Here is a 13212-nt window from a genome sequence, read left to right as displayed (position 1 = left end):
TGTCGGGCATCGGTCTTTTCTCTCCACGGGATAGAACGTATGGTGAACATATGGCCCACCTCGATACTCGTCAGAAGCTTGCGATTCTCGCCGATGCGGCGAAATACGATGCGTCGTGCGCGTCGTCGGGGTCATCCAAGCGCGATAGCCGCGGCGGCAAGGGTATGGGCTCGACCGAGGGCATGGGAATTTGCCATGCCTATGCGCCCGACGGCCGCTGTATCAGCCTCCTCAAGATACTGCTCACCAACAGCTGCATCTTCGACTGCCATTATTGCATCAACCGCAAGAGCAGCAATGTCCGCCGCGCCCGCTTCACAGCCGAAGAGGTCGTCCAGCTGACGCTCAATTTCTACAAGCGCAACTATATCGAGGGGCTGTTCCTTTCCTCAGGCATCATCGGTTCGAGCAACTATACGATGGAGCAATTGGTCGAGGTCGCCCGTAGCCTGCGCGAGGATCATGATTTTCGCGGTTACATCCATCTCAAAACCATTCCCGACGCGGATCCTGAACTGGTGCACCAGGCGGGGCTCCACGCCGATCGCGTGTCGATCAACGTCGAATTGCCCACGCGTGCGGGGCTCCAGCGGCTCGCCCCCGAAAAGGACGACAAGCGCATCGAAGGCGCGATGGGCGATACCAAGCTCGCGATCCTCGACAATAAGGACGCGCGCAAGAAATACCGTTCTGCGCCGCGCTTCGCGCCGGGCGGCCAGTCGACCCAGATGATCGTGGGCGCCGACGATGCCAATGATGGCGCCATCGTGACGCGCGCCAAGGGGCTGTATGACCGCTTCGGCCTGCGCCGCGTCTATTACAGCGCCTTTTCGCCCATTCCCGAACCGAGCGCCGTCCTGCCATTGCAGCGCCCGCCATTGATGCGCGAACATCGTCTCTACCAGTCGGACTGGCTGATGCGCTTTTACGGCTTCACGCCGGACGAAGTTGTCGCGGCGACCGATGAAAAGGGCATGCTGCCGCTCGACATCGATCCCAAGCTCGCCTGGGCGCTCAAGTTTCGCGAACAGTTTCCGGTCGACGTCAATCGAGCGACGCGCGAGCAGCTTCTTCGCGTCCCGGGCCTGGGCACCAAGGCGGTCGGGCGCATTCTGTCGTCGCGGCGGCATCGCTCATTGCGCCTCGATGACGTGGCGCGCCTGACCGTCAGCCTCAAGAAGATCAGGCCCTTCATCGTTGCCGCCGACTGGCGCCCGACGCTGCTGACTGACCGGGCTGACCTTAAGTCCATGCTCCTTCCCGCACCGTCGCAACTTGACCTGTTCACTCCGCATTCCATCGCGTCGATCTGAACCAAAGCGGCTGATTTCCGTTGGTTAGCCAATTATTGCGAGGAAGATTTATGACCGACACGACTATTTTCACGCAGCTTGAAAAAGACCACGACAAGCATCGCGAGCTGCTCAACCGCATCGAAAGCGCCACCGACAATAATGACGAGCGCAAGCAGCTTTTCGAGAGTTTCCGTACCGAGGTGACCGCGCATGCCGCGGCGGAAGAAGAGACGCTCTATTCCACCATGCTCGCCAAGCCGGAACTGCGCCACGATGGCCAGCACTCGGTTGCCGAGCATCATGAACTCGACGAACTTATGGCCGAAATCGCCGACCTTGACCCGAGCTCGCCCGAGTGGATGGAGAAGTTCAAGAAGCTCAAGCACGACTATCTCCATCATATCGATGAGGAAGAGCAGGACATGTTCCCGGCGGCCGAAGAAGGGCTGACCAAGGAAAAGGAAGTCGAGCTCGCCAAGAAGTTCGAGGAGCGCAAGCCTGCGGAATATCAGCGCGCGCTCGAGGGCGTCGATATGGAAGACGATCGCGAATAATGACACGCATCCTGCCCGACGGGCCGCAGATCGATATTCATCGCGTCGCGCTCGATCGGCAGGATGATTTTGCAGGGTGGCGCGATGCCGCCCGCGGCCTTGCCGAGGCCGGCGTGCCGCCCGAAGCCGTCACTTGGACGGTGGAGGGGCAAACCGACGAACTGTTCGGCTCGCAGCCGCCTCCCGCACCGTCGGGAGGCGGATTTTCCGTACCCAAGTCTTTTATCGGTCTGGCTACAACGGTGATCTGCCACCGCGATCCCGAACGCTTCAGCTTGCTATATGCGATGTTGTGGAAACTGCGCACCAATCGCCGCGCGATGGAGGATCGCGCCGATCCGCTCCTCGATCGCCTCCGCAAAATGGAAAAGGAAGTGCGCCGCGATGCGCACAAGATGCACGCTTTCGTCCGCTTTCGCGAAGTGGAAGATGAAGACGGCGAACGCATGGTCGCGTGGTTCGAACCCGATAATTATATCGTGCGGCGCGAAGCCGGTTTCTTCATGCGCCGCTTCACCAACATGCGCTGGTCGATTTTGACCCCGCAGCTTTGCATTCATTGGGATGGCGAGACGCTGCGCGAAAGCCCGGGCGCGACCAAGGCGGACGCGCCAGGCGGAGATCCGGTCGAGGAGACGTGGAAGACCTATTACAAATCGATCTTCAATCCCGCGCGGGTGAAGGTGAAAGCTATGACCGCCGAAATGCCCAAGAAATACTGGAAAAACATGCCGGAAACCGAAGCGATCGGCGAGTTGCTCGCCTCTGCGCAGGCGCGCGAGGCGGCGATGATCGAAACCAGCCGCGCGCAGGAGAGCCTGCTCGATACCGCCGCCCCAATCGCCTCTTGGGAAGAACTTGCGAAGCTGGCGCGCGAACGCCACGGCACCGACAGAACCAACAGCGGAACGCAGCTCGTCTTCGGTGAGGGCAATCGCAATGCAGCGCTGATGCTCGTGGGCGAACAGCCAGGCGATGAAGAGGACAAGGCCGGGCAGCCCTTCGTCGGCCCCGCCGGCCAGCTGCTCGACGAAATGCTCGAACGTGCAGGGATCGAGCGCAGCGAATTGTACGTCACCAATGCCGTCAAGCGCTTCAAGTTCGTCCAGCGCGGCAAGAAACGCATTCACGCCAAGCCGACGGCCGGCGATATAGAGCATTATCGCTGGTGGGTGGAAGCCGAACGCGAACTCGTCCAACCGGGGCTCACGCTTGCGCTTGGCGCCACCGCGGCCCGCTCGATCACCGGCAAAACGGTGACGATCAGCAAGGTGCGCGGCGAGGAACTGGCGCTTCCGGGCGGCGGGACCGGGATGGTCACCATCCACCCAAGCTATCTCTTGCGGCTTCCCGACGAAGCCGCGCGCGCCGAGCAGCGCGCACGGTTCATCGATGATCTCAAGCGCGCCGCCGACCGCGCCGCCGCGCTCGCCGCCTAGAAGGCGAAGCGTAGCGTACCGCGAACCGTCCGCGGCGCGATCGGGTAGAGGTTGTTGTCGTTGTAGGCGAGTGCGATCGCGTCCTCATCGAACAGGTTGTCGACGTTGACCTGCAGCGCGACATTGTCGCTGACATCATAAAATGCCGCCGCATCGACGCGGGTAAACCCGTCGACCACGACCTCGTTCGAAATGCTCGCGAAAATGTCCGACTGGTGACTGATGCCGACACCGATGCCGAGCCCATCGCGGATGTCGTAACGACCCCACAGCGATGCCTGGAAATCGGGCGAGAATGGAACGGCGCGGCCGGCCGGGGCCGACGTCGTGTCCTCGGTGATCTCGGCGTTCTGGAAGGCGAGGCCGCCGGTGACCGACAGCGCGCCGACCTTGCCCTGCACCTCGAGCTCGACCCCTTCAGAACGCTGCGCGCCAGTCAGCACGATCTCGCTCGAAAGCGGATCGAGGGCGGTCGTGTTTTCGCGGTCGAGCCGATAGGCGGCAAGCGTGATGTCGAGCGTGTCGAAGGCCCGATACTTGATGCCGATTTCCTGGTTGGTGAACTTTTCGGGCTTCAGCGCAGCGTCGGTGGGTGACAGGCTGTTAAACTGGTCGCCCGATTGCGGAAGGTAGCTTCGTGCCCAGCTCGCCCACAGGCTGACATCCTCTGTCGGCTTCACCACGACGCCCAAGCGCGGGCTCAGCAAATCGTCCGAGCGGCTGAGATCCGTATCGCCGATGAAATCCTGCACCCGAATGTCGAGCCAATCGTGGCGCAGGCCAGCAATGATCTCGACATGGTCGCCCACCGCGATCTGGTCCTGAATGTAAATACCGAAATTCTCGACATCGCTACGCGCCGCGCGCTCGCCCGATCCACCGCGGAAAGTGATCGGGGGGATCGCGACCGGATCAGCCAGCGGCACGAAGGTGCGGCGTCCGCTGGTCTGCGTGTCCTCGGGCGGCAGGGTGTCGAAGAAGCCGCGCAGACGCGCCGCATCGGTCCCCTGGTCGGCAAAATCCACGCCGACAAGCAGCGTGTGGCCAACGCCGCCGGTCGCAAACTCGGCGACCAGATCGTTCTGCCACAGGAAATTGCGGCGCAGCGTCACATCCTCATAGCTTTCGATCTGGACGCTGGGGGTGCCATCGATGTCGGTGACCGGGCTGATCGGCAAGGCGTTGCGATAGAGCTTGTCATAGTCGCCCCAGAGCAATTTGGAGGTGACGCTTAGCGTGTCGCTGAAATCGTGGCCCAGCTTCGCGTCGAACACATGCTTGGTCAGCGCGGTCCGGTTGACGCCGCGCACGCCGAAGAAGGTCTCGTCGAACCCTTCAATCGCACGAGCGGGGTTGGCGAGCGTACCATCGAACGCGCTGGGCAGGCCGCGGTCGACGTCGCGCTGGTCCTCGGCGTATTCATAGCCGACATCGAGCCGCGTATCGGGCGCGATCTGGAAAGCCAGCGTCGGATTGACGCCGATGCGGTCACCTTCGATGTCGCGAAAGTTATCGAACCGTTCGTAGGTCGCCGTCAGACGACCCGAAATGTCCTGCCCGAGCGGGCTATTGGCATCGATTTCCACGAAGCCCGCGCCCTCATTGTCGAGCGACACGGCGCCAGACACGGCGTAATCGTCGAACGGCCGCTTGATGACGCGATTGACGATGCCGCCGCCGCCGCCACGGCCGAAGATCAGCGCATTGGGTCCCTTGACGACCTCGACCCGCTCGACATTGTAGAGACCGCGATAGTGCTGCACGTCATCGCGAAGCCCGTCCGAAAAGAAGTCCGCGGTCGTATACTGGCCGCGGATGGCAAGCTGGTCGCGGTGCCCCTCACCCGCACTGGCCGTGACGCCCGGAACGAAGCGGACGATATCGCTGATCGAACGCAGCGCCTGGTCATTGATCTTCTCGGCGGTGATGATGCTGACCGCCTGGGGGACGTCGTTGAGATCGCTATCGGTCTTGGTCGCAGTACTGGTGCGGTCGGTGCCATAGCCGTCACGGACGCCGGTAACGATGATCGGATCGCCCGGCTCTGCATCGGCGAAGCCCGCATCGCGACTGTCGCTGGCGAATGCCGGTGCGGTGACAAAAATGGCGGTGGCGGCCAACAGGCCTGCGGTACGACTCATGATTACTCCCTTAGATGTTGGGAGCGTCGCTACCGTTATTGAAAATCATTCGCAATAGCAAAATGGCACTTCTTGCCTATTCGGCGGCGATGAGTTCCTCCGCTGCGCCTAGATCGACCGAGACAAGGCGACTGACGCCTTTTTCGATCATGGTCACGCCGTAGAGCCGGTCCATCCGGCTCATCGTCACCGCGTTATGCGTGACGATCATGAAGCGCGTGTCGGTTTCCTGGTTCATCCGGTCGAGCAGGTCGCAGAAACGTTCGACGTTGGCATCGTCCAATGGCGCGTCGACTTCGTCGAGGACGCAGATCGGGGCGGGGTTGGTAAGGAACAGCGCGAAGATCAGCGCCACCGCGGTCAGTGCCTGTTCGCCGCCCGACAGCAGCGTGAGCGCGGCCAGCTTCTTGCCCGGCGGCTGCGCCATGATCTCGAGGCCCGCCTCGAGAGGATCGTCACTATCGACCAGCGCCAGGTGCGCCTGGCCGCCGCCGAACAGCGTGGTGAACAGCGACTTGAAGTGATCGTTGACCTGTTCGAACGCAGCCAGCAGCCGCACGCGGCCTTCGCGATTGAGATGGCCGATCGAGCCGCGCAGACGGCTGATCGCCTCGCCCAGCTCCTCGCGTTCTTCGGCATTGGCGAGCTGGGTTTCCTCCAGCTCCTTCAATTCCTGCTCGGCGACGAGATTGACCGGCCCGATCCGTTCGCGATCCGCGACCAGGCGGTCGTGGTCGGCTTTTTCGGCCTCGGCACCTTTCAAGTCATCGGCGGAGAAGTCGAAGAGGGCGGGAAGCGCACCCGGCGCACGGTCAAAGCGTTCCTGGCAGTGCCGCGACACATCGCCGCGCCGCTCTTCTGCCGCTTCGGCCCGCGCCAACGCGGCGGCGCGGCGTTCGCGCGCGGAGGCAAAGGCTTCGGCGGCGTCGGCGAGGACCGTCTCGGCCCTCGACAATGCCTCGCGCGCCTGTTCCTCGATCGCCGCGGCTTTCGAAATCGCGGCATCACCTTCGCTGCTTTCGGCCTCCAGCTTGGCAATGGCTTCGCGTAGTTGCGCGGGCTTTTCGCGCAGGGCGGCGCGCTCCTGCGCCTGGCGTTCCGCCCGTTCCGCTGTCTCTTCCAGACGCTTTTCGGCATCGCGCGCCCGCGCCCGCCAGTCGCCCATTTCCTTGCCCGCGGCTGCGTGGCGTTCGCGCGCCGCCTGAAGCTCGCGCTGGCGCGTCGCAGCTGCGGCGCGTTGTTCGGCCACGGCTTGCCCTGCCGCGTTGGCTGCTGCCCGGGCTTCCTCAAGCTCGGCTTCGAGCTTGTCGCTGTCGGGCAACTTCTTCATCGCCGCTTCGGCCTCTGCCACCGCTTCCTTGGCGGTCTTCAGGAGGGGTTTGAGTTCGTCGCGGCGCTGGTCGATCGTCTCGCGGCGGCTCGCCAGTCGTTCGATCGCCACGCGCGCGGCATCGGCCTCGCGCCCGGCTTCGCGCCCCTTTTTCTCTGCCTCGGCGAGCGCGGTGCGCGCTTCCTCGCCGGCACGGCGCTGCGCCTCGACATCGCCCGACGCTGCGCTTAGCGCCGCCTCGGCCGCCGCCACCGCCTTTTCGAGGCCTGGTAGCTCACGCCCCAGCGCATCCTTGCGGTTGATCCGCACCAATCGTTCGGCCGCAGCCGCCCCCGCACCGCGCACGGTGAACCCGTCCCAGCGTCGCATCGTGCCGTCGCGCGTGACGATCCGCTGACCGGCGGCGAGCTTTTGCCCCGTGTCACGATCGACCACGCCGACCATCGCAAGGCGACGCTTCAGTTCGGCTGGCGCCTCCACCCGCGCGGCGAGCGGCACCGCACCGTTGGGCAATTTGGGGTCATCGCCGCCATCCGGCATGTCCCAGCGCCGCGGCCCGTCGCCGCCAATCTCGGCTTCGATATCGTCGCCCAAAGCCGCGGCCAGCGCCTGTTCGAACCCCGGCGCGGCCTTGAGACCCGCGATCGCGCCCTTTCCGCCTTGGTCGAGCGCGCGCGACAAGGCCTCGAGTTCGCTATTTGCTGCCGCCAGTTCGGCCTTGGCCGCCGCCAGCGCGCTTTGCGCTTCGTCACGCGCCTCGACCGCCGCCAGCCGCTCTCGCTCGGCGCGCGCCATCGCGGCCTCGGCCGCCTTAGCGTCATTCTCGGCGTCCGCCCGGGCTTTCTCGGCCGCTTTCAGCCGCGTTTGTTCTTCACTCCCGTCACCGAGTTCCCCCGCCAGGTCGTCGATACGCTCCAGATCGGCCGTGATCCGCGCCAGCTGCGCTTCGGCGCTTTCCAAGGCGGCATCGGCCACGCGTCGTTCGGCGCGCATCGCCGCATCGCGTGCCACCAGGGCGGCAAGCGCGGCATCGGCATCGCTTGCATTGCTTTCGGCCGCGCCGAGCGCTTCGGCCATCTCGCCCGCCGAGGCCTCGCTCGCCTCAATCCGCTCGTCCAGCCGTTCGCGTTCGGCGCTCAGCGCCGCGATGGCCTTGGCAGCATCCTCCTTGAGCGCTTCTTCACGCGCGGTTTCTGCCGCGAGCGCCGAATAGGCCGCGTCGAGTTCGTCGATCCGCCGCTTGGTCGCATCATGCTCGGCGCGTGCGGTCGCCAGCCGGTGCGCCATCTCCTGCCCCGCCGAGCGCGCATTGACCGTATCGTCGCGCGCCGTCGCCAATGCCTTGGCCGCCATGACCTGGGCTTCCTGCGCCTTGGTGCGTGCTTCGCTGAGTTCGCTGGTGCGCCCCTTGGCCTTCTCGGCTTCCTCGCGCGCCGCCTTCGCCATGCGCTCGGCGTCCTGCCACTGCGATACGAGCAGCCGCGCTTCGGCGACCTTTATCTCTTCGGACAGCTTGCGATAGCGCTCCGCCGCCCGCGCTTGGCGCTTCAACGCCGCGGCGCGCGCCGCCTGTTCGCCAAGCAGGTGATCCAAGCGCTCGAGATTGGTTTCCGCCTGCCGCAGCTTCTGTTCGGCGTCCTTGCGGCGGCGATGCAGGCCGGCGATCCCGGCCGCCTCTTCCAGCATCTGGCGCCGCTGCTGCGGCTTGGCCGATATGACCTGCCCGATCTTGCCCTGGCTGACGAGCGCGGGGCTGTGCGCGCCCGTCGCCGCATCGGCAAACAGCAGGCTGACATCCTTGGCGCGCACGTCGCGCCCGTTCATGCGGTAAGCGGAGCCAGCGCCGCGTTCGATCCGGCGGGTGACCTCGTTCTCGCCCGCTTCCTCGCCCGCCTCCTGGCCGCGCTCGATCAGCAGCGAGACTTCGGCGAAATCGCGCGCGGGACGGGTTTCGGTGCCCGCGAAGATGACGTCTTCCATGCCGCCGCCGCGTAAGGATTTGGGCGAACCTTCGCCCATCACCCAGCGGATGGCTTCCAATAGGTTGGATTTGCCGCAGCCATTGGGACCCACGACCCCGGTCAGCCCCGGCTCGATACGCAATTCGGCCGGTTCGACGAAGCTTTTAAAGCCGCTGAGTTTCAGGCGGCGAAACTGCAAGCCATTCTCCCCCGCCGCGAATCGCTACTCAGCTGATGCGGCATCCAACAAGGGTTTGAGGCTAGCCCAGTCATGGGCGCTAACCAAGACGTCATTGACGAGGAATGACGGCGTGCCGCGAACGCCATGCTCCTGCCTTGCGACCTGCGTCATGTTGATCAGATGGTCGACATGCGGCTGACCCGAAAGGCACTGCGCGCGGGTAGCGGGATCGAGTCCCTCCGCCTCGGCCAACGCGGCCATGCCCGATACCGTGACGATGCCTTCAAGTCCCTGGGTCTGGAGCAACATGTTGAGTTCGTCCGCCGGTTTCGCCTGCAGCGCGCCGAGCCAGCTTTGCTGGTTGGCGAGCAGCGTGTCAGTCATGCTGAAAAAGCCATCCGTGCCGCTGCACCGCGCCATCATCGCGCCCGCAAGATCGGCGGGATCGCGGATGAAATTGCGGATTTCGAAATAGACCTTGCCGGTGTCGACATAGTCGGCGACCAGCGGCTCCATCGCCTCGGCCATGAAGTGAGCGCAATGCGGGCAGGTGATCGACACATATTCGACCAGATGGACGGGCGCTTGCGGGTTGCCCATCGCATAGCCGCTGGCATCGGTAACGGCGCGCGTCTGCGACCAGTTGCCATCCTGTGCGAAGGAGGGCGCGGCGACGAACAGCGCCGCCGCCAGCGCCAAGAGCAGCCGGATCATTCGCCGTCTTCGGGCAGCGGTTCGCCGACCGCGATGGCCAGCACCGGTTCAAGCTGCGCCCAGACCGCCGCGTTCTGCACCTTCGATCCGTTGATGATGAAGGTTGGCGTACCGGTAACGTCGAAGTCCTGCGAACCTTCGGACTGCATGGTCGTCAGCAAGGTCGCATTGTCTGCATTGGACAGGCAGGCCTCGGTCTGCGCCGTGGGCAGGCCGCGCTGCGCCGCGAACGTCTTGAGGCCCGCTGCCTCGGCGATGGCGTTGAAACGCTGATCGGGCGCGAGCTGCTCAATCTGCGCCGCCTGCGCCTGCAGGTTCTGCATGCCTTGGCTCGCCCACTGCTGCTGGCTGGCGAACAGCGCCTCGGTCAGCGGGAAGAAGCTGGCATCACTGCCGCAGCGCGCGATGATCGCCGCCGTGATGTCGAGCGGATCGCGGACGAAGTTGCGATATTCAAGGCTCACGCGGCCGCTATCGATATATTTTTCCTTTAGCACCGGCATGCCTTCGGCTTCGAAGCGCGCGCAGGTGGGGCAGGTCAGGCTGGAAAATTCGATGATCTTCACTGGCGCATCGGGGTTGCCCATGAGGTAGCCGCCGGCATCGGTCTTGCTGACGACCTGGCTCCAAGTCGATCCCTCGGGTGCCGCTACGGCTTCGATCGGATCGTCCGGGCCGGTAATCTCGCCGCCGGTATCCGAACCGCCGCAGGCTGCCAATGCCAGCACGCTGGCGCTCAAAATTGCTTCACGAATCATTTTCGCTCCGTTTGGTAATCGGGTCGGTCAATTTGCCTACCTTAGGGATGACGGGCCCGCCTTGCGAGCCTTCGATAGCGCCGGCCAGCGATTCCAGCACGGCGCGAAGTTCGGGATCGGCCACCTCGCGCAGCCCCTCGCCCAGCTCCTTGGGCACCGGCTTGGGGCCGGTACGCTCGACGCGTTGTTCGGGCTTGGGGACGCGGCCCTGGCGATAGACCAGCTTGGCAATCGCGCCATGTCCGAAAAAGGCATTGACCTTATCGATGATGAGCGGCGCCATATGCTGCATCAGCGGCGCGTGGGCACCTTCCACCAGTAGCGTCAAAGTCCCGCCGGTCTTGCGACCCTGCGGAAACTTGATCGATTCGGGTACGCTCACCTTGGCGTAATTTTCGCCGACGATTTCGGGCCAGCGATGCACGATTGCGCCCTGCACGAAGCCGAAGCGCTTGAAGCTCGCCCCGCCGATCTTGCCGACAAGGTCGCCCGCACGCCGCACCTTCCCGATCCGCTTGTCGGGATCGTGGTTTTTGCGCGAACCGGGACGATAGGGCGTCTTTGCCATAGGCGGCCCTCATGCCATAGCAGGACCGTGCCCGCTACCGCGATTCCCCGACTGCTCGATCATTATCGTCAAACGGCGAGAGAATTGCCGTGGCGAACGCCGCCCGGCAGCAACGAGCCCGCTGACCCGTACAATGTCTGGCTGAGCGAAATCATGTTGCAGCAGACAACCGTGGCAACGGTGACGCCGCGTTACCGGCGTTTCCTCGAACGCTGGCCTACCATCGACGATCTTGCCGCCGCGCCGCTCGAAGCGGTGCTCGCCGAATGGGCAGGGCTTGGCTATTACGCCCGCGCTCGCAATCTGCACGCCTGCGCCCGCAAAGTGGCAGCCATGGGCGGCTTTCCGACAAACGAAACGGGCCTGCGTGCACTCCCCGGCATCGGCGAATACACCGCTGCGGCAATCGCCGCGATCGCGTTCGGCGAGCAGGCGACCGTGGTCGACACCAATGTCGAGCGCATCGTTGCGCGCCTCCATGCCATCGATCGCCCGATCAAGGATACACGCCCGCAAATCCGCGCGCTCGCCGCCGATCTGTTCGCCGACGGTCCCTCGGGCGATATCGCGCAGGCGCTGATGGACCTTGGAGCTACGATCTGCCGCCCCACGGCGCCACGCTGTGACGCTTGCCCGCTGGCAGGCGTCTGTAAGGCCTACGCCTCGGGGACACCCGAAGCGTTCCCGCCCAAGCTTGCAAGGACAGCCAAGCCCGAACGACACGGGACTGCGTGGATCATCGAGCAAGACCGCAACATCTTCCTGGTCCGTCGCCCGGCCAGCGGGCTGCTCGGTGGTATGGCCGCCTTGCCGGGTACAGACTGGCGCGATGGCGAGCCGCTGCAGGCCCCCTTGCCAGCCGTGCGTCATGTCTTCACCCATTTCGCGCTCACGCTGCAGATCGAATCGCGCGATGCAGTGCCGGACGATATTGACGGCTGGTGGCAGCCGATCGACCGTCTTGAAGAAGCGGGCCTGCCGACCCTTTACGCCAAGGCCGTAGCGGTCTGGCGGGCCTCGGAACGAGAACCTTCGCTGATCGCTTGAACCTTTGAACCCATCGCCCTAAAGGGCGGCAACGCATTTTTCGGACGGGGATCCATGGACGACCGCAAAAACACCATCGCCGGCTGGGCACTTTTCGCCGGCATCATCGCATTAGGTGCCGCTCTTTTGACCGGCGAAATCTTCCATGACGACGATTTTGACAGCTGCACGGCGGGCGACGGCTATTGCCCGTCTTATGTCGCGGACGCGTCCGTCCCGACTGGGGATGTAGAGGCCGAACAACCGATCGCCTTCTATCTCGCGCAGGGCGACGCCACGCGCGGCGAATCGCAATTCGCCAAGTGCCAGGCGTGCCACGCGATCAACCAGGGCGGTGCCAACGGCATCGGCCCGGGGCTTTACAATACGATGGGCAACCCGATCGCCGGCCACGCCGGCTACAGCTATTCGGATGCGCTCGCCGGAAAGGGCGGCAACTGGGACTGGGACAACATGAACGAGTGGCTCAAGAAGCCCTCGGCGTTCGCCCCCGGCACCAAGATGAGCTTTGCCGGCCTGCCTGACCCGCAGGACCGCGCCGACATCATGCTCTATATGAACCAGATGGGCTCGGGCATCGCGATCCCGCCCCCGCCGCCGCCGGTGAGCGAGGATGAGGCCGCTGCCGAAGATGCCGCGGCCGATGGCGATGCGCAGACCGCCGAAGACACCAATGTCGAATTGAACGAGGACGAGGTCGAGGGAACCGGCGATGCCGGCGGCGTCGACGTTCCCGAGGCGCAATAATGCAATCGGCGGGCAATCGGAATTCACCGAGCGTCGCCGCCTACATCGACAGCGTCGACGACAAGCGTCGTGAGACGTTTGCCGCGCTGGTCGACAAGATGCGGGGCCTGGTTCCCGACGGCTATGACGAGAACATGACGTGGGGCTTCCCAACCTGGGAGGTCCCACTTTCGGTTTCAGGGCCGACCTATAACAAGAAGCCGCTGATGTTCGCCGCGCTCGCTGCGCAGAAGAAGCATATCGGGCTCTATATCATGTGCGCCTATATGAACGAGGAGCGCAAACAGGCGCTACTCGACGCGCACAAGAAAGCTGGCAAGAAGCTCGACATGGGCAAGAGCTGCATCCGCTTCCAGCATGAGGACGATCTGGAATGGGACGCGATAGCCGCGGCCATCGACGTCGACCCCGAACAATTCGCCAAGGCCGCGATCACCGAACGCGAAGCGGCCATCGGCAAGGGCAAGCGCGGCTGAC

At 64.2% G+C, this 13212-nt stretch carries 11 protein-coding genes; 6 read left to right on the top strand and 5 right to left on the bottom strand.

Annotation, left to right across the window (positions count from 1 at the left end; all coding sequences use genetic code 11):
• The first annotated feature begins 50 nt into the window (after positions 1-50).
• Genes NUX07_RS03020 through NUX07_RS03010 form a run of 3 tightly spaced genes read left to right on the top strand, consistent with a single transcriptional unit; the run spans position 51 to position 3288 of the window.
• The gene (locus tag NUX07_RS03020; protein ID WP_265528738.1) at positions 51-1313 is read left to right on the top strand and encodes a putative DNA modification/repair radical SAM protein; all 1263 of its coding nucleotides are present in this window, start codon (positions 51-53) and stop codon (positions 1311-1313) included.
• Between the two features lie 50 nt (positions 1314-1363).
• Positions 1364-1849 carry a hemerythrin domain-containing protein gene (locus NUX07_RS03015; RefSeq protein WP_265528736.1) on the top strand — a complete coding sequence of 162 codons (486 nt, stop codon included), beginning with the start codon at positions 1364-1366 and terminating at the stop codon, positions 1847-1849.
• Positions 1849-3288: a UdgX family uracil-DNA binding protein gene (locus NUX07_RS03010; RefSeq protein ID WP_265528735.1), complete on the top strand. Its 1440-nt coding sequence runs from the start codon at positions 1849-1851 to the stop codon at positions 3286-3288. Before NUX07_RS03015 ends, NUX07_RS03010 begins: the two co-directional genes overlap by 1 nt.
• Here the strand turns inward: NUX07_RS03010 and NUX07_RS03005 are convergent.
• The 5 genes from NUX07_RS03005 to NUX07_RS02985 all read right to left on the bottom strand — a co-directional run bounded on the left by NUX07_RS03005 (position 3285) and on the right by NUX07_RS02985 (position 10941).
• Positions 3285-5429 carry a TonB-dependent receptor gene (locus NUX07_RS03005; RefSeq protein ID WP_265528734.1) on the bottom strand — a complete coding sequence of 715 codons (2145 nt, stop codon included), beginning with the start codon at positions 5427-5429 and terminating at the stop codon, positions 3285-3287. The genes NUX07_RS03010 and NUX07_RS03005 overlap by 4 nt on opposite strands.
• Positions 5430-5505: 76 nt before the next feature.
• Positions 5506-8919, bottom strand: a complete 3414-nt coding sequence (locus tag NUX07_RS03000) for a chromosome segregation SMC family protein (RefSeq protein ID WP_265528732.1) — start codon at positions 8917-8919, stop codon at positions 5506-5508.
• A 24-nt stretch (positions 8920-8943) separates the two neighbouring features.
• On the bottom strand, positions 8944-9615 hold the full coding sequence (locus tag NUX07_RS02995; RefSeq protein WP_265528731.1) for a thioredoxin domain-containing protein: 672 nt from the start codon (positions 9613-9615) through the stop codon (positions 8944-8946).
• Positions 9612-10373 (bottom strand): thioredoxin domain-containing protein, encoded by a 762-nt coding sequence (locus tag NUX07_RS02990; protein ID WP_265528729.1) that lies wholly within the window; start codon positions 10371-10373, stop codon positions 9612-9614. Before NUX07_RS02990 ends, NUX07_RS02995 begins: the two co-directional genes overlap by 4 nt.
• The gene (locus NUX07_RS02985; protein ID WP_265528727.1) at positions 10363-10941 is read right to left on the bottom strand and encodes a DUF721 domain-containing protein; all 579 of its coding nucleotides are present in this window, start codon (positions 10939-10941) and stop codon (positions 10363-10365) included. Before NUX07_RS02985 ends, NUX07_RS02990 begins: the two co-directional genes overlap by 11 nt.
• A gap of 27 nt (positions 10942-10968) precedes the next feature.
• Between NUX07_RS02985 and NUX07_RS02980 the strand changes: the two genes are divergently transcribed.
• The 3 genes from NUX07_RS02980 to NUX07_RS02970 are packed head-to-tail and all read left to right on the top strand — an operon-like array spanning position 10969 to position 13211.
• Positions 10969-11988 (top strand): A/G-specific adenine glycosylase, encoded by a 1020-nt coding sequence (locus tag NUX07_RS02980; protein ID WP_265528726.1) that lies wholly within the window; start codon positions 10969-10971, stop codon positions 11986-11988.
• A gap of 54 nt (positions 11989-12042) precedes the next feature.
• The gene (locus NUX07_RS02975; protein ID WP_265528725.1) at positions 12043-12735 is read left to right on the top strand and encodes a c-type cytochrome; all 693 of its coding nucleotides are present in this window, start codon (positions 12043-12045) and stop codon (positions 12733-12735) included.
• Positions 12735-13211, top strand: coding sequence for a DUF1801 domain-containing protein (locus tag NUX07_RS02970; RefSeq protein WP_265528723.1), 477 nt, complete (start codon positions 12735-12737; stop codon positions 13209-13211). The genes NUX07_RS02975 and NUX07_RS02970 overlap by 1 nt, the downstream gene beginning before the upstream one ends.
• Position 13212: the final 1 nt, after the last annotated feature.

The sequence above is a fragment of the Sphingomicrobium marinum genome, from assembly GCF_026157105.1.
Lineage (GTDB): Bacteria > Pseudomonadota > Alphaproteobacteria > Sphingomonadales > Sphingomonadaceae > Sphingomicrobium > Sphingomicrobium marinum.
This window is presented reverse-complemented; position numbering and strand designations above follow the sequence as displayed.